The sequence below is a fragment of the Halochromatium glycolicum genome (assembly GCF_016584085.1).
In the GTDB taxonomy this organism is placed as follows: Bacteria; Pseudomonadota; Gammaproteobacteria; order Chromatiales; family Chromatiaceae; genus Lamprobacter; species Lamprobacter glycolicus.
The window spans coordinates 73,516-89,759 of the sequence record NZ_NRSJ01000008.1; the positions used below are offsets into that span (position 1 = coordinate 73,516).

General features: G+C 63.8%; 12 protein-coding genes. 6 read left to right on the forward strand and 6 right to left on the reverse strand.

Translation table 11 applies throughout. The features are described from left to right. Positions 1-3 precede the first annotated feature (3 nt). From CKO40_RS06670 to CKO40_RS06680, 3 genes are all read left to right on the forward strand, one after another. The gene (locus CKO40_RS06670) at positions 4-1,302 is read left to right on the forward strand and encodes an O-acetylhomoserine aminocarboxypropyltransferase/cysteine synthase family protein (RefSeq protein WP_200345422.1); all 1,299 of its coding nucleotides are present in this window, start codon (positions 4-6) and stop codon (positions 1,300-1,302) included. A 676-nt stretch (positions 1,303-1,978) separates the two neighbouring features. Then, positions 1,979-2,887 (forward strand): PDZ domain-containing protein, encoded by a 909-nt coding sequence (locus CKO40_RS06675; protein WP_200345423.1) that lies wholly within the window; start codon positions 1,979-1,981, stop codon positions 2,885-2,887. Positions 2,888-3,399: 512 nt separating this feature from the next. Then, a complete protein-coding gene (locus tag CKO40_RS06680; RefSeq protein WP_200345424.1) occupies positions 3,400-4,713 on the forward strand; it encodes an integron integrase in 1,314 nt (437 codons plus the stop codon). A gap of 15 nt (positions 4,714-4,728) precedes the next feature. On the opposite strand, the gene CKO40_RS06685 is transcribed toward CKO40_RS06680, so the two are convergent. The 5 genes from CKO40_RS06685 to CKO40_RS06705 form a co-directional block, all read right to left on the reverse strand. Next, positions 4,729-6,162 (reverse strand): ribonucleotide-diphosphate reductase subunit beta, encoded by a 1,434-nt coding sequence (locus CKO40_RS06685; RefSeq protein ID WP_200345425.1) that lies wholly within the window; start codon positions 6,160-6,162, stop codon positions 4,729-4,731. 70 nt (positions 6,163-6,232) lie between these two features. Continuing rightward, positions 6,233-6,769 carry a phosphate-starvation-inducible PsiE family protein gene (locus tag CKO40_RS06690; protein WP_200345426.1) on the reverse strand — a complete coding sequence of 179 codons (537 nt, stop codon included), beginning with the start codon at positions 6,767-6,769 and terminating at the stop codon, positions 6,233-6,235. 70 nt (positions 6,770-6,839) lie between these two features. Next, positions 6,840-7,490 (reverse strand): MT-A70 family methyltransferase, encoded by a 651-nt coding sequence (locus tag CKO40_RS06695; RefSeq protein WP_200345427.1) that lies wholly within the window; start codon positions 7,488-7,490, stop codon positions 6,840-6,842. 13 nt (positions 7,491-7,503) lie between these two features. Further along, on the reverse strand, positions 7,504-7,863 hold the full coding sequence (locus CKO40_RS06700) for a DUF1622 domain-containing protein (RefSeq protein ID WP_200345428.1): 360 nt from the start codon (positions 7,861-7,863) through the stop codon (positions 7,504-7,506). A gap of 310 nt (positions 7,864-8,173) precedes the next feature. Further along, positions 8,174-11,131, reverse strand: coding sequence for a ribonucleoside-diphosphate reductase subunit alpha (locus CKO40_RS06705; protein WP_200345429.1), 2,958 nt, complete (start codon positions 11,129-11,131; stop codon positions 8,174-8,176). Between the two features lie 557 nt (positions 11,132-11,688). On the opposite strand from CKO40_RS06705, the gene CKO40_RS06710 reads away from it, so the two are divergent. Continuing rightward, positions 11,689-12,486: a c-type cytochrome gene (locus tag CKO40_RS06710; protein WP_200345430.1), complete on the forward strand. Its 798-nt coding sequence runs from the start codon at positions 11,689-11,691 to the stop codon at positions 12,484-12,486. A 115-nt stretch (positions 12,487-12,601) separates the two neighbouring features. Here CKO40_RS06710 and CKO40_RS06715 read toward each other — a convergent pair whose 3' ends face one another. Beyond that, positions 12,602-14,422: an oxygen-binding di-iron domain-containing protein gene (locus CKO40_RS06715; RefSeq protein ID WP_200345431.1), complete on the reverse strand. Its 1,821-nt coding sequence runs from the start codon at positions 14,420-14,422 to the stop codon at positions 12,602-12,604. Positions 14,423-14,906: 484 nt separating this feature from the next. Here CKO40_RS06715 and CKO40_RS06720 point away from each other — a divergent pair, with 484 nt between their 5' ends. Continuing rightward, positions 14,907-15,074 (forward strand): hypothetical protein, encoded by a 168-nt coding sequence (locus CKO40_RS06720; RefSeq protein ID WP_200345432.1) that lies wholly within the window; start codon positions 14,907-14,909, stop codon positions 15,072-15,074. Positions 15,075-15,094: 20 nt separating this feature from the next. Further along, positions 15,095-16,051 (forward strand): Gfo/Idh/MocA family protein, encoded by a 957-nt coding sequence (locus tag CKO40_RS06725; RefSeq protein WP_200345433.1) that lies wholly within the window; start codon positions 15,095-15,097, stop codon positions 16,049-16,051. Positions 16,052-16,244 lie beyond the last annotated feature (193 nt).

Below are 16,244 nucleotides of genomic sequence, written 5' to 3' on the forward strand. Positions count from 1 at the left end.
ACGATGAAACTCGAGACCATGGCCATTCATGCCGGCTTTGAACCGGACCCGACGACGAAGTCAGTCGCGACGCCGATCTACCAGACGACCAGCTATGCGTTCGACGATACCCAACACGGTGCTGACCTATTCGATTTGAAGGTCCAGGGCAATATCTACACCCGAATCATGAATCCGACCAGCGACGTGCTCGAGCAACGGGTCGCGGCGATGGAAGGGGGGGTGGGTGCGCTGGCTTTGGCGTCCGGGATGGCGGCTGTGACGAATGCGATCTTCACGCTGGCCCAGTCCGGCGACAACATCATCGCCACCTCGACCCTTTACGGGGGGACCTACAACCTGTTCGCACATACACTGCCGCGGCTCGGGATCGAGGTCCGGCTGGTCAAGCCCAACGACATCGATGCGATGGCTGCGCAGATCGATGCCAACACCAAGGCGGTCTTCTGCGAGTCAATCGGCAATCCGGCTGGCAACGTCGCCAATCTCAAGGCCGTTGCGGAGATGGCCCACGCGCAGGGGGTGCCGGTGATCTGCGACAACACGGTGCCCAGCCCTTACCTGTGCCGCCCGTTTGAGCATGGCGCTGACATCGTCGTGCACGCGCTGACCAAGTACATGGGCGGGCACGGCACCACCATCGGCGGGGTGCTGGTGGACTCCGGCAACTTCCCCTGGGCCGAGCACGCCGAGCGCTTCCCGATGCTGAACGAACCCGATGTCTCGTACCATGGGGTGGTCTATACCGAGGCGCTCGGCCCTGCCGCCTACATCGGTCGGGCGCGCGTGGTGCCGCTGCGCAACATGGGCAGCGCGATCTCGCCGTTCAACAGTTTCTTGATCCTGCAAGGGATCGAGACCCTGCCGGTGCGCATGGACCGCCATTGCGAGAACGCGATGGCCGTCGCCGAGTTCCTCAAGGCGCATGAGAAGGTGGAATGGGTCCGTTATGCGGGCCTGCCGGACAGCCCGGACTATCCGCTGGTGCAGCAGTACATGGACGGCGGCAAGGCGAGCTCGATCCTGTCGTTCGGCATCCGCTCCGGCTCTGGTTCCGGATCAGGCGGTGGCCGCGAGGCTGGCGCCCGCTTCATCGATGCGCTCAAGCTTGCGGTCCGACTCGTTAATATCGGGGATGCGAAGACCCTGGCCTGCCACCCGGCGACCACGACCCACCGGCAGCTCTCGGCAGCGGAGCTCGAGTCTGCCGGGGTCTCCGAGGATCTGGTTCGGCTCTCGATCGGCATCGAGCATGTCGACGACATCATCGCCGATCTGGATCAGGCCCTCGCGGCGGCATGATCTGGGCGTGCAGGGTCATTGCGAGGCAGTCGGGCCCTCCTCCAAATGTGCTGCCTCTCGATCGACCTTGCCATGATACCGCGGCGTCGTTGTTTCGGAGGCCGAGGCCTTGAGGCGCTGCATCGGGCCTTGGAGGGTGGACTGGACCGTCTTGTAGGCGAGTGGCTGTCCAGAGACGACGTCCCGATTGCAGAGCCGCCGGTCGTTGCGGCTCCGGGAAGCAAATGATGGACGATTCCTAAGACGATTGCCGGAAGAGCTCGTACCGAATTGCGCAGGATTTTCGTTTGCCTTCGAGGAACGTCGCCGGGAGCATAGCCGGGCTATGTGACCGGCGGCGCGACGAAGAAGGCGAGCGAAAAGACCAGCAAGGCGGTATGAGCTTTGACAGAAATCGCCTAAGCATTACGGGCCGGGCGCAGAGGCCCCGCGCGCTCGCCCCGGGTCGCTGCGCGGGTGCTCGGCGGCGCTGGTCGGAACCTCCGATGATTCGCTGGCGGCCAGACGCGTCTGGAACAGAGGGACCAAACAGGGATCGAATGGGGCAGAGCGGGTCCGTCTCCGTCGGAATGCTGGTCGGACTCGCCTGCTCATCCTCGCTTCGGAGGTCGCTGGGTTCCGTCATACCGCGCCCATCGTAAACGCCGATTGGATCTAACCGCTCAGATGCCTGCCTATGTTCAAAATCGCTACCCTGATCACACCAACCCTGACCTTCTTTGCTGGACTGACGGCTGGCGCACTCGTGTTCTCAGCGCCCGGCGAGCAACAGCCCGAGACAGCGCCGCTAGCTGATCAAGGGCAAGCGCCCGCAGCGACAGCGCTAACCGTCGAGTCTGGCGAGGAGGAATCAACCGAGGCGGCCAAGGCGGCGACGGCTGAACCGGAGGTTGAGCCTTCTGTCGCAGCACCGCCGCCAGAGTTTATCGAGCGCATCGATCGGATCAGCGATGCCTGGGGCCGAATGCAGTCGGAGCTCGCCGACCTGCGTCAGCGGGTCGCGATGCTGGAACGTCGGCCAGTACCTGCGGCCGCAGCAGAGCGGGATGAGGATGACCGCCCTCGGCGCGCTCGGACGCCAGAGCAGCAGCGCGACGCCTTGGTCCAGGCGGGTGTCGCGATCGATGTCGCTGAGGACCTGGTGCTGCGGCGCAGTGAGGTTTCGCTGCGCCGGCTGGAGCTCCGCGATCGGGCGATTAGGGAGGGCTGGATCAACAGTGATCGCTATCGGGAGGAGCTGCAGCGGATCAACGCGGACCGAGTGTCGGTGCGGGATGAGGTTGGCCCCGAGATCTATGATCGGTTCCTCTATGAGACAGGCTCAGATAACCGGGTGTTGGTCGATGCGGTGATTCCCGGCTCGGCGGGTGATCAGAATGGTCTTATGCCCGGCGACGTCGTCGAGCGCTACGCGGAGGCGGCAATCTTCGATCCCCGCGATCTGCGGAATGCGACCAGCGATGGGATCAGCGGAGAACTGGTCCCGGTTCAAGTGCGCCGAGAGGGTGAGCTGCAAGAGATATGGCTGCCTCGGGGACCCATCGGTATTCAGCTAGAGACAGCCCGCATTGAGCCGCAGGGCTAATGCGACGATCGGCGCCCGCGGGCGCCGATCGTGAGCCACGATCGATATCGGCTGTATAAGCGTCTTATTTGCAGTAGCTGCAAGTCCCCTCCGTCGGCGCCCCTAATAGCGCGCTCAAAACGACCGCTTGACTTGCACAAGTGTCCCCGATTTGGAAGGCTGCAGAAGTCATCCTGTTACCGTGAGACAATCGGGGATCGTCTCATTCTTCAGGGTGGCTGGCCGCCATGATCGTTAGGGCCTTGCAGTGCCAGTGGAGTGCAACAAGGCAGTCCCCAAGATTTAGTACGCGTGGACCCGTGTGCTAGAGAGCGCACAGCGCTGCCGGTGCTTGGCATGATGTCAGGCTCGACGACGAGCGATTGCGTTTATCTGCTTGCGAGCTAGACTGATATCAGCTTAGTTCAACAGGTTTCCTGAAAATGTCACAGAACGGCGCCAGGCAGCCCTCGAGGGAACCGGTTGCATTATCTCAGAAACAGCGATATATCAGTCTTTTAGAGGATACCGGGGTGCCCGAGTCGGAGCATCCGGAGTATGTCAGCGCGGTCGAGGCGTTTCTGCGGGCACTTCGACCCGCTACGCTGCATGCCCTCTCCACCGATGCGGTGAGCGACTATCTCGAACGACTCTGCCAGCGCCCTGATCTCGAGGACGAGCAGGTGCGCCGGGCCATTGGGGCGCTGCGCTTGTTGCTGCTGCAACTGACGCGCACGCCGGCCGGACAAGACGTCGACTGGTCAGGCTGGTTGGAGCGCCGCCGTGCGGTCTCTCCCGAAACCGCGTCATCCCCGTCAAGAGCGGTTGATGCTCCCGGCACCCATACGACAGTCGCGACCGGTGTGCCGCGCATTGCGCGCGCTGCACAGACCTTTCCAATTTTGAACGAATTGGCGGCAGCTGTTCAGCAGCGCAGGTATTCGGTGCGCACTGAGCAGTCCTATATCGATTGGTGTAACCGGTTTCTCGCGTTTTGTTCCGATAAGGAGCGAGAACAGATCGAACAAGCGGATGTCCAGCGTTTTCTGCGGCATCTCGAAGAAGACTGTGGGTTGGCGCCGAAGACCCAGAGCCTAGCCTATAATGCCGTCGCGTTCTTTTTTCAGCACGTCTTGGATAAGCCGCTTGACGGCGCTTCAGTCGACAGGAGGAGGCCACAGCGGCAGCCGCCGACGATGCTCGAGCGCGAGGAGGTCAAGCGCCTTCTCGAGACGATGAGTGGCAGCCTAGGGCTGATGGCGCATCTGCTCTATGGGACAGGGATGCGCCTAATGGAATGCGTGCGCCTCAGGGTGCGCGATATCGATTTCGAGCAGCGCAGGATCAGTGTGCGCGATCGCAACGGAGAAAAAGATCGGGAGCTCCCTCTACCGGAGACGCTGCATGAGCGGCTGCGACAGCATTTGCAACAGGTCTCTGCGCAGTATCGGGACGATTTGGCGAGCGGTGTTGCAACGGTCAGCCTGCCAGCGACAGTGGCAGGGGAATCGCCGGAGGCTGCACGTGAATGGGCTTGGCAGTATGTCTTTCCGAGTGCGCAGCTTTCACGCGATCCGGCATCCGGGCAGGTTGGGCGCACGCATCTGCATGCGTCCTCGTTACAGCGCGCGCTCCGTTCGACAGCGCAGAGCGCGCAAATCAGCACCCGCGTCAATGCGCAGGCATTGCGGGATGCCTTTGCCATCCATGTGCTGGAGAGCGGTTGCGATATCCGCACGCTCCAAGGCTTGCTTGGCCATACGGACATCGCGACGACGATGCGCTATGCGCGGCTCGGCAATCGGGCTGATCTCATGCAGGTGAGCAGCCCGATCGATTCGATCTGAGATCGCGGCTGGACCTCAATCCCAGCTCAGCGCGCCACCGGTCTGGTACTCGGTGACCCGGGTCTCGAAGAAGTTCTTCTCCTTCTTCAGGTCCAGCACCTCGGACATCCAGGGGAACGGATTGGTCGCGCCGGGATACTGCTCCGGCAGGCCGATCTGCGCGCAGCGTCGGTTCGCGATGAAGTGCAGGTACTCCTCGAACATCGGCGCGTTCAGCCCGAGCACGCCGCGCGGCATGGTCTCATGGGCGTAGTCGGCCTCGAGCTGGACCGCATCGCGGATCATCGTCACCAGCTCATCCTTGAACTCGGCCGTCCACAGGTGCGGGTTCTCGATCTTGATCTGGTTGATCACATCGATGCCGAAGTTCATGTGCATCGACTCGTCGCGCAGGATGTACTGGAACTGCTCGGCGGTGCCGGTCATCTTGTTGCGTCGGCCCATGCTCAAGACCTGTACGAAGCCGACGTAGAAGAAGATCCCCTCGAAGATCACATAGAAGGCGACCAACTCACGCAGCAGTCGGCGGTCGTTCTCCGGGGTGCCGGTGTGGAAGTGCGGGTCGGCCAGGTACTGGGTGTAGGGCAGCGCCCACTCGGCCTTGCGCGCGACCGACGGGACCTCGCGGTACATGTTGAAGATCTCACCCTCGTCCAGCCCCAGGGACTCGACGACATACTGATAGGCGTGGGTGTGAAGCGCCTCCTCGAAGGCCTGACGCAGCAGGTACTGGCGGCACTCGGGGTTGGTGATGTGCCGGTAGACCGCGAGCACCAGGTTGTTGGCGACGAGCGAGTCGGCGGTCGAGAAGAAGCCGAGGTTGCGCTTGATGATGGTGCGCTCGTCGTCGGTGAGGCCCTGTGGGTCCTTCCAGAGCGCGATGTCCGCGTTCATGTTGATCTCCTGCGGCATCCAGTGGTTGGCGCAGGCGTCAAGGTATTTCTGCCAGGCCCAGTCGTACTTGAAGGGCACGAGCTGGTTGAGGTCGGCGTGGCAGTTGATGATCCGCTTGTCATCGACGCGCACCCGGCCGGCGCCGATCTCGAGGTCCTCGAGGCCGGTCGCCCCGCCCGCGGCGGAGGTCTCAATCGCGGACACCGGGGCCATCGCTTGTGCCGAGGCGCCCGACTCGTCCTTGGCCTTGAGCGCCCTCGGCGGGTCGTCATCGAGCAGGGCAGGCTGATGAGGCCCGGGATTGGGGCTCACGACTGGTGCACTGCCGGCAGTGGCCATCAAGGCGGCATTCGACACCATTCCGCCACCCGGACGCACCGGGTCCCCACCGTCATGGGTTGCGCCTTGCTGCGGTCCGGACAGCTCGAAGTCCTCTGAATCGTTCAACCCCTGCTCATTGGACTCGACCGGTGGCGCCAGGTCAGTCGGCGGGGTTGCGTTGGTGGTGCGCTTGTGCGTGCGGGCACTGGCGAGTGGGTCATCCCAATTCAACATGATTCTCTGTTCTCCGTGGCGGGGTTGAGGTTGTACGCGGATCAGGGCGATCGGGCGCTAGGGGGTGTCGCTAGGGGGTGTCGGTCTTGCTGCTCGGCGTCAGGGTATGAGCGCCGCTTAGAAGAGAGCCGGCCCTGCCGCTGGCGCCGCGGGCGTCGGCGATCGAGATCAGCCAGTAGGCCAAGCCGAGACCGAGGATGACGCTGCCCATTCCGACGAGGTCCAGGGCCGAGTACTCCTCCATGTCCAGGATGATGAGCTTCCGAGAGATCGCCATGATGGCCGTGGCGACTACGAGCTTCATCGGGAAGACGTCAGCACGGATGTACAACGTGATGTTGGAGAAGATCTCGTAGGCGATCAGCACAGCCAGGAACGCCCCGAACGTCTTGATGATGTCCGGGATCAGGAAGTACGGCGGGGTAGCCAGATTCAGGTAGATGGTGTGGATGACGCTGGCGACGCCGACCAGGATGACCACCACCATCGCGATCGCCAGCAGGTAGGCTGCCAAGCGCATGACGCGATGCAGCCAGCGCAGGATGAAGTCACGTTCATTCGTCGGCAGTTCCTGATGGGCGCTCAGATTGTCTTTCGGCTCCGTCATAGGTGATGCGCTCGCTTGCAAAGGTGAATCGGTTGGCTGGCATCCGCGGTTTGCTCGCCTCCCGCGCGGTTCAGGGACACAGGAACGGCGACCCTTCGTCAAGGCTTGAGATCAGATCCGGTTGCGGGGCGCTCTTAGGGGAAGCCGCTTCGACGGTTTCATTCCCCCATTGCTGCCAGTGTGGGCGCGGAAATCGTGCGAACAGCTCCAGGTAGGGGCCTGGTGAGCAGCGCTCGATCAGCTCGTAGACCTCCTCGGGTTTGCGCGAGTGCTCGCGCTTGCGGGTTGCCAGCAGGTTCACTTGGGTACGGCCGGGCGCGAGCGTGCGCAGGCTGCCGCGCACCCCGAACAACAGCAGCTCGGTGACGTTACGGAAGTAGAACCCGACACCGCGCCCGTCCGGTCCACCATCCCTGCGAACCTTGTACCAGACCAGATTCGTCTTGTAGGTGAAGCCCCAAGCCTGCATCACCTGCAGCCCCTCGGCGAGCAGCGCATTCGGCACCCACAGGTAGAGATGGGCCGAATCGGTGCATAACTGACTGATCGGCAAGGCGCTGATCGCTTCCAGGTCAAGGGTCGGATAGCGCAGCAGGCGCTGGTGCTCCGGTGCCATCTTCCCGGTGCGGTTCTGGAACCGCCAAGGCGGGTCCGCGAGCAGCGTCGTGAAGCGTCCCTCGACGCGGTGCATTAGATCCACCGCAGGGGGCAAATCGCTCATCGCTCGCCTCGGCTCACTCTGTTTCATCGGCCTTCTGCCAAGGCCAGCGGCCGGTCAATTCCAGCTCCAGTGTGACGCTCAAGAAGGTCCGGATCAGCACGATGATCGCCAGCACCCCGACCGTCTGGAAGGTGAGCTCCACGGCGACCGTATGCACGATATCGGCCGCGACCAGGAACTCGAGGCCGAGCAAGATCCCGCGCCCGAGCACTAGCCGCACCTCCTCGTAGGCCGAGCGCACCGACCGCTGCTGCAGCAAACGCACTACGAATAGCACGACCACGAACAGACTGACGGCGCCGATGATGCCGACTCCAACCGCCTCGACGAAGGCGGCGACCCACTCGGCAGCTGGCTTGATCAACTCGGTCATTGCATGAACCTGCGCATCCAGCTGATGCGGTTATGGAATAGGGGCAGTCCGCTGCGACTGCCGTGCAGGTGTTGAGGGCCTTGCAGGCTCGAATGCTCGAACACCGCTGCGCCGCCACCCCGAGCGGCTGTCGGGCGGCGTCGATCGCCAGGATGGCGATCGCCGAGCCTACAAGGACGTATTCACGGCGTCCGCCCGACAGCCGCTCGGGGTGGCGGCGCGACCCTGGCACCAGGGCTCGAGCCCAGCCGCCCCCAGCGGCTGATGTAGCATCCTGCCCCGAGCTCCGCGACCTCCGCTCCTCAAGACCTCACTGACAGCTCTCACACTCCGGATCATCGATCGCACAGGCCTGCGGCGCTGCGCTCGCGGTCGCCGGCTTGCCGCCGCCATTCGACTTCGCCTTCCCCGGCGAGACATAGCTACCACCAACCGCCGACAGCCGATTCGCCTTGCTCGAATCATCCATCGTCGACTTCTCGACATGGGTCGCGCCCATTGAGCGCAGGTAATAGGTCGTCTTCAGCCCCCGGACCCAGGCCAGCTTGTATAGATTATCGAGCTTCTTGCCCGATGGCTCGCTCATGTACAGGTTCAGGCTCTGCGCCTGATCCAGCCACTTCTGCCGCCGGCTGCCGGCCTCGACCAGCCAGCGCGGATCGATCTCGAACGCGGTCGCATACAACGCCTTGAGCTCATCCGGAATGCGCTCGATCTGCTGCACGCTGCCGTCGTAGTACTTCAGATCGCTGACCATCACGCTGTCCCAGAGCCCCAGCGCCTTCAGGTCCTCGACCAGGAACGGATTGACCACCGTGAACTCGCCCGAGAGGTTCGACTTCACGAACAGGTTCTGATAGGTCGGCTCGATCGACTGGCCGACACCAACGATGTTGCTGATCGTCGCGGTCGGCGCGATCGCCATGCAGTTGCTGTTGCGCATCCCGACCTGGCGCACGCGCTCACGCAGGCCGCCCCAGTCGAGCGTCGTATCGGTATCCATCTCCAGATAGCCGCCGCGCCCCGCGGCCAACCGCTCGATGCTGTCGATCGGCAGGATGCCCTGGCTCCAGAGGCTGCCATCGAAGCTTTGATAGCGCCCGCGCTCGGCGGCCAGCTCGGTGCTGGCCTCGATCGCGTAGTACGAGAGCATCTCCATGCTCTGATCGGCGAAGCGCACCGCCTCTTGGCTCGCGTAGGGGAGGCGCAGCTGGTAGAGCGCATCCTGAAAGCCCATCAGCCCGAGCCCGACCGGACGGTGGCGCAGGTTCGCGTTGCGCGCCTGCGGCACGTTGTAGAAGTTGTAGTCGATCACGTTGTCGAGCATGCGCATCGCCGTGCGCACCGTCTTGCGCAGCCGCTCGGTATCGAGCCCGCGCTCGGTCACATGCGCGGCCAGGTTGACCGAGCCCAGGTTGCAGACCGCGATCTCCTGATCGTTGGTGTGCAAGGTGATCTCGGTGCAGAGGTTGGAGCTGTGCACCTGGCCGACGTGCTGATTGGTGTAGCGCAGGTTGCACGGGTCCTTGAAGGTCAGCCAGGGATGGCCGGTCTCGAACAGCATCGCCAGCATCTTGCGCCAGAGATCGACCGCCTTGACCCGCTTGCTGACCTTCAGCTCACCGCGCGCGGCGCGTTCCTCATAGGCCAGATAGGCCTGCTCGAACGCCTGACCGGTCAGGTCGTGCAGGTCCGGCGTCTCGTCGGGCGAGAACAACGTCCAGTGCGCGTCCTCGGCGACCCGCTTCATGAACAGGTCCGGCACCCAGTTGGCGGTGTTCATATCGTGCGTGCGCCGCCGGTCGTCGCCGGTATTCTTGCGCAGCTCGACGAACTCCTCGATGTCGATGTGCCAGGTCTCGAGATAGGCGCAGACCGCGCCCTTGCGCTTGCCGCCCTGGTTGACGGCCACCGCGGTATCGTTGGCGACCTTCAAGAAGGGCACCACACCCTGGCTCTTGCCGTTGGTGCCCTTGATGTGCGCGCCCATGCCGCGCACGCGGCTCCAGTCGTTGCCGAGGCCGCCGGCGAACTTGGACAGCAGCGCATTGTCCTTGATCGCGCCGTAGATGCCGTCGAGATCGTCCGGCACCGTGGTCAGGTAGCAGGAGCTGAGCTGCGGGCGCAGCGTGCCGGAGTTGAACAGGGTCGGCGTGCTGCTCATGAAGTCGAAGCTCGAGAGCAGCTCGTAGAACTCGATCGCGCGCTCCTCGCGGTCGATCTCGTTGATCGCGAGCCCCATCGCGACGCGCATGAAGAACGCCTGCGGCAATTCGATGCGCGGCCCCTCGGCGGTATGGATGAAATAGCGGTCATAGAGCGTCTGCAGCCCGAGATAGTTGAACTGCAGGTCGCGCTCCGGCTTGAGCGCGGCGCCGAGGCGAGCCAGATCGAATTGCCGCAGCTGCTTGTCGAGCAGCTCCCGATCGCCGGCGGTCTTGATGTAGGCGGCGAAATAGTCGGCGTAGCGCGCGCCCATCTCGGCTTGCGTCTCGACGCCGACCGCCATGCCGAGCTCACCGAGCGCCTCGCGCCGGAGGCTGTCGAGCAGGAGGCGGGCGGCGGCCCGGCTGTAGGCCGGCTCGCGCTCGATCAACGCCCGCGCCGACATCACCAACGCCTGGCCGACATCGGCCTCGTTGACCCCATCGAACAGGTTGCGCAGGGTGTCGGCGAGGATCGCCTCTGGATCGACGCCATCGAGCCCGGTGGCTGCCTCCTCGACCAGCCGGCGCAGACGCTCGGTATCCAACGGCCGGGTGCTGCCGTCGGCGAGGGTGACGTTCAGCCCCGGCGTTGCGTCACCGGCGGGGCCGGCGGCGGCCGCCTTCTCGGCCCGCTCACGGGCCCGGGCGTCGCGATAGAGCACGTAGTCGCGTGCCACCTTGTGCTCACCGGCGCGCATCAGCGCGAGCTCGACCTGGTCCTGGATGTCCTCGATATGGACGGTGCCGCCGCCCGGCAGCCGCCGGGTCAGCGCGGCGACGACCTGCTCGGCGAGTTCGTCGACCAGATGGTGGATGCGGCTGGAAGCGGCCGCGCCGCTGCCCTCGACCGCGAGGAAGGCCTTGGTCATCGCGACCTTGATCTTGCTCGGGTCGAAATGGGTGACCTTGCCATTGCGCCGGATCACCTGGACCTGGCCCGGCCTGTGGGCCGCGGTCTCGGTGCTCGGGCTCAGCTCGGGTGAGGTCCCCTGCTGCCGCTGCGTGGGCGACTCGGCGTCCGGCCGGTGCGGTGTCTGAACGGTCTCGTCGGCAGCAGTCATGGCTTCGTCCTCGGGTGATGGTCGGTCGTCACGGCGCAGATCGCTGGCGACGCAGCAAGGCAGGGGCGCGTCGAGGCTGCGCCGGCTGCACCGCGTGTGCGCGACAGTGAATGCTTGAGCGTGCGAGTCGGGTGATCGCTGTCTGGGCTCAATATATACCCAGTGTCAATCATGTCAACCACAATATCTTGTGCTTTGTCTGCGCATAGGCTCTGGACAGGCTATGCAAGATTTGTGGATAACTCGCGCGAAAACCGCGATGGTGCGCGCCGTTGAGGGATTGGCTTGTGGACAGATTGCGAGGGCTGAAACCCCGGCGCTGCTGCAGCGACGATGGCCGATTCAGGTCATCCCGGAGACCAGTGCTCGGTGAGATTGCAAGCAGGCCGCGATGCCGCTTTCGCAAGCGAAGGAGGCTGGCGCTATACTCGCGCGCACCTGGTCGACAACAGCACAAACAACAGCGGCCGGGCTGGGCGCAAGCAACCATCGCGTGATGACCGTTCAAGCGGGTCAAGCGCGTAGACCATCTAGGCTGCCAAAAACCGGAGGAAAGCATGGATCGACGCCAGCTGCGATTCAGCGCCGCACTGCTGAGCGCTGCCCTGACACCGGTGCTCTGGGCGGAGGGGCTCTGGGCGGACACCCCTGCCGAGATCGCCGAGCGCGAGTACGACGAGGTGCTGTCGCTGACCCCGAGCGTTGAGCGCGGGCGGCAGGTCTACCTCACCTGCGCCGTCTGCCATCTACCCGAGGGATGGGGCAGCACGGACGGCACCTATCCGCAGATTGCGGGCCAACTGCGCACGGTCACCATCAAGCAACTGGCCGATTTCCGCGCCGGTAACCGCGAAAACCCGCTAATGTATCCCTTCTCGGTGCCGTTGATCCTTGGCGGACCACAGGAGATCGCCGATGTGGCGGCCTATGTCGCGCAACTGCCGATGACTCCGAACAATGGGCTCGGGCCGGGGACCGATCTCGAGCTCGGGGCGGAACTGTACGAGCGGCACTGCGCCGATTGCCATGGTGCGAAGGGCGAGGGTGACGCAGAAGAACATATCCCGGCTATCGCCGGGCAGCACTACGCCTATCTGATGCGTCAGTTCGACGCCATCCGCAGCGGCGAGCGGAAGAATGCCGATTCCAAGATGACTGACGAGATCAAAGACCTCTCTGCGGCTGAACGGGCGGCGGTGCTCGATTACACGGCCCGGCTCAGGCCGGACCCGGCCAAACTTGCGGCCGATGGCTGGCTCAATCCGGATTTCCCACACTATATGCGCGACGCGCTGGGTCTCCATGCCGTACCGCCCACGCATCGCCCGCCGTCCGCAACGACCGAAAGGCCCTGACAGGATGGCCTCTGGAGGCGAGCGACCCTACTTGTTAGAGGCCCTAACAGAACGGCTCCTATGGCCATTAAATCAGGAGCTTGCGCGAGTCAAACGGCCGTTTTGAGCGTGCCTCTTAGGCAATCCCCTGTCCGGCAACGCGGTAGCAATTGCGCCCGGCCCGCTTGGCCTCGTAGAGGGCCGTGTCGGCGCGATGGATCAGCGCATCGATTGCTTCGTCTGGATGCCGCTCGGCGAGGCCGAGGCTTGCCGTGACCCGCAGTGGCTCGGACTCGCCGATATCGATTGGTTGCTGCTCGATCAGCGCGTGCAAGCGCTGCGCGAGCGCGACTGCCCCGTCCAGCCCCTGACCGATCACCAGCACGAGAAACTCTTCACCCCCGAAACGCACCGGTACATCGGCGCTGCGGCAGCTCTTGCTGATCGATTCCGCGACCTGCTCCAGCACACGGTCACCGGCACCGTGACCGTAGTGATCGTTGATCTGCTTGAAGTAATCGAGGTCGATCATCAGGGCCGCAACCGGCGGCGCCATGTTGCGCTCCTGCAGAGCAAGATGGCGCTGCAGCACGTCTTGCATGTAGAAGCGGGTGAATAGCTTGGTCAGCGGGTCGCGGATCGAGCGCTGGTAGGCGCGCTCGCGCTCGAGATCGATCGAGCGGTAGATGACCTCGCGCTCGAGCGCGACCTTCAGCGGCTCGATCATCTGCGCGATCATCTGCGCGGCGTTCTCATCGATCACAGGCTGCTCGTCGAACGTCATCAGCGCCATTGCGTCGACCACCTCGCTATCCTGCACCGCGAGCGGGATCGCGATCACCGCAGCACCGCCAGCCCCCGACTGCATGCAGAATCCTTGCTTATGAAGCCAGTGATCCCGCAGGGCTGGGTCGTGCTGATGCGCGCGTTCCCACTCGCCCAGCGTGTGCCCGAAGAAATGACAGGCCTCCGGTACCCGGGGCTCGATGATGCCGACAAAGCGGGCCTTGGCCTTGAGCGCGAGGAACTCCTCACTCGGCAGCTGGGCGTAGTAATCGATATGGGCCACTGGCAGACTGCGCTGGATCACGGCGAGGAGACGCGTCGCGATGTCCCTGAAATCTCGATACAGCAACATCGTCTCGGTGATCTCGCGCAGCGTTCGATTGAGCTCCGAGAGGCGCTGGATATCGGTGTCATGCTGGCCGAGCAGATAGATCCCGCATTGGAGATGTCGCAGCTTGTCGATCATGAAATCGATCAGATGCGCCGGGATGATTGAGCCGTGCTGGGGCGCGATGGCCGCGATCGGGAAGCGCTCGAGCTGGGTCAGCGCGTAATCGAGGATATCGGTGCTCGGTATATAGTGCTCGTGGAACGGCCGCGCGGCGTTCAGGTAGGTCTCGTCGACAGCGACGAGCTGCGGCGTTGCGGTGAAACCGCCGAAGAGATCGCTGGAGAACAGGACCCGTGTATGCCAATCGAAGCTGCAGAAGGCGCCGGGAAAGTGGGCGTAGGGGGTGAAGATGAACTCGAGCGTCCGATCTTCGAGCGGCAGGCGCCAGTCATGCTCTTCGATGAGCCAGAAGGGCAGTGCCAGTCCGTAGTGCTTGAGCAAGGCATGGGCACGCCAGTGGGTGACGAGGGCGGCATCGGGACGGCTGACGAGGGCGTCGATCAGCGGCATGGACGCGGCGATATCCGGGTCCTGGTGGTGGCATACGAACCATCGGATCGCGCCAAAGGGCACGACCTCCTCGATCTTGCGCAGGGTATGCTTGAAGGTCAGTTGGGAGCCGGGATCGAGCAGGACCGATTGATCGCCCTGCTCGATCAGGTAGACATGGCATTGAAAGTTGTCATCGGGGATCACGTGGCCGACCCACCAGACGCGCTCGGCGATCTCGACGGCATGAGCGGTATCGGCTGCGCGGAGGGTCTCGAGGCTGGTTGGCATGCGTGTGAGCGTCCGGTTGAGCGGCGTCCCGTGCTGCGGGTAGGAGCGGAGTTGATTGTCTGCGGCCAATCACTCGCCTGGCGGGGCCGGGCTGGTCTCGAACCTGAGCGCTGCGCCGAGCCCATCCCAACAGCATAGCGGACCTGGACGGCGAAGGGTGTCGCGCACACAGGTGGCGGGTTGAGCCGCAGGCATGGATCATCGCCACTGCCGCGCGAGCAGCGAGAGGTTGCAAAGACTGCTGGGTCGGGCAGCGCTTCTCGTCGAAGCGATGGCGGCCTGATCGCCATCCGCTCGGGGGATTCGGCAATGAATGTGACCCCGACCGCAGACAGGCCGAGTTTGCTCGTGGATAATAACGCCCTAGAGGCAGCGTTCGCGCGGTGCCCAATCGGTTGGCCGCCAGTGCCCGGGACCATCGGGGTCGTTGTTCCGGGCGGCGGGCGCCACCTCACTCACACGCCAAACTGAGCTGATCGAGCACATGTCACCGAAGCGTCGCGGCCGCCGCCCCGATCTGTTCAAGGTTCTACTCACGGGTTTGACCGTCGGTATGACGTTGACCCTCGGCTACCAGATCAGTCTCTATTACGGGGCGCAGGTTCAACCAATGGCCGAACGGGCACCGACTCCGTCGATTGTCGACGGCTGATTCCCGACGCCCTGCTCGGCATGCCCGATCACAGTCAGGCTCCGCTCAAGGTTGGTGTCATTGGGGTTGGCTATCTTGGCCGGTTCCATGCGCTGATCTACTCTCGCCTCGAGCAGGCTGAGCTCGTTGGGGTCTGCGATACCGATCCGGCACGGATCGCGACGGTCGCCGACGAGGCCGGCTGCCCAGGGTGGGATGATCCATTGGCACTGATCGGACAGGTCGATGCGGTCAGCATCGCCGTGCCGACGACTGCGCATCGCGAGATCGCCTGTGCCTACCTCGAGCAAGGCATCCACGTCCTATTGGAGAAGCCGCTCGCGGTCGGTGCGAGCGACGGTGCGGCAATCGTCAAGGCCGCCGAGCAGCAGGGTCTGGTGCTTCAAGTCGGGCATCTGGAGCGCTTCAACGCCGGCATCATGGCCTTGGCGGCTCGGATCGACGGGCCGCGTTATATCGAAGCCCAGCGCATGGGTGGGTTTGTCGAGCGCGCAACCGATGTCGATGTGGTCGCGGACCTGATGATCCATGACCTGGACATCATCCTCGCCCTGGTCGAAGGGGAGCTGGTCGATGTACGGGCCGTCGGTACGCCGGTGCTGACGGACCGGATCGATATCGCCAGCGCCCGCCTCGAATTCAGCAGCGGCACCGTGGCCAATGCCGTTGCAAGCAGGGTCTCGGACAAGAAGACACGCCGTATCCGGGTGTTTCAGCCGACCGGCTATCTGTCGCTCGACTTCATCGAGCAGACATTGGACATCGCCGCGCCCGAGCGGCGTGAAGAGGCTGAGCGACCCGAGATCCAGCGCTCACGGATCAAGGTGGAGCCTGTGCGGCCATTGGATCGGGAGATCGAGGCCTTCCTCGACTGCGTTAGGCAGCGCAAGCGACCGCTGGTCGACGGTCGGACCGGGCTGCGTGCTCTGGAACTGGCGTTGAAGGTGCAGGCCAGCATCGCGGGCGACGGACGCTAACCGCATCGCCTGCCCTAAGTGGCTGTCCATTTTCTACTTCCCGATGATCGCCCAACGCTGGCCCGTAAATCGGGAAGAAGTTGATGGACAGTTTCTAAGCGTCGGCGACAATCGGCCGCCATCGCGTTTCGCCCTGGCTGCCCGCTCGGGAGCGATCACCATGCTAGACCGCGCGGCGGCGTTTAGAGGCCCT

Excerpts from the sequence above, each read along its gene's own strand:
- CKO40_RS06720 (WP_200345432.1), top strand. The coding sequence starts at position 14,907 with ATGTCACCGAAGCGTCGCGGCCGCCGCCCCGATCTGTTCAAGGTTCTA.
- CKO40_RS06725 (WP_200345433.1), top strand. The coding sequence starts at position 15,095 with ATGCCCGATCACAGTCAGGCTCCGCTCAAGGTTGGTGTCATTGGGGTT.
- CKO40_RS06710 (WP_200345430.1), top strand. The coding sequence starts at position 11,689 with ATGGATCGACGCCAGCTGCGATTCAGCGCCGCACTGCTGAGCGCTGCC.
- CKO40_RS06715 (WP_200345431.1), bottom strand. The coding sequence starts at position 14,422 with ATGCCAACCAGCCTCGAGACCCTCCGCGCAGCCGATACCGCTCATGCC.
- CKO40_RS06670 (WP_200345422.1), top strand. The coding sequence starts at position 4 with ATGAAACTCGAGACCATGGCCATTCATGCCGGCTTTGAACCGGACCCG.
- CKO40_RS06705 (WP_200345429.1), bottom strand. The coding sequence starts at position 11,131 with ATGACTGCTGCCGACGAGACCGTTCAGACACCGCACCGGCCGGACGCC.
- CKO40_RS06700 (WP_200345428.1), bottom strand. The coding sequence starts at position 7,863 with ATGACCGAGTTGATCAAGCCAGCTGCCGAGTGGGTCGCCGCCTTCGTC.
- CKO40_RS06675 (WP_200345423.1), top strand. The coding sequence starts at position 1,979 with ATGTTCAAAATCGCTACCCTGATCACACCAACCCTGACCTTCTTTGCT.
- CKO40_RS06685 (WP_200345425.1), bottom strand. The coding sequence starts at position 6,162 with ATGTTGAATTGGGATGACCCACTCGCCAGTGCCCGCACGCACAAGCGC.
- CKO40_RS06690 (WP_200345426.1), bottom strand. The coding sequence starts at position 6,769 with ATGACGGAGCCGAAAGACAATCTGAGCGCCCATCAGGAACTGCCGACG.
- CKO40_RS06695 (WP_200345427.1), bottom strand. The coding sequence starts at position 7,490 with ATGAGCGATTTGCCCCCTGCGGTGGATCTAATGCACCGCGTCGAGGGA.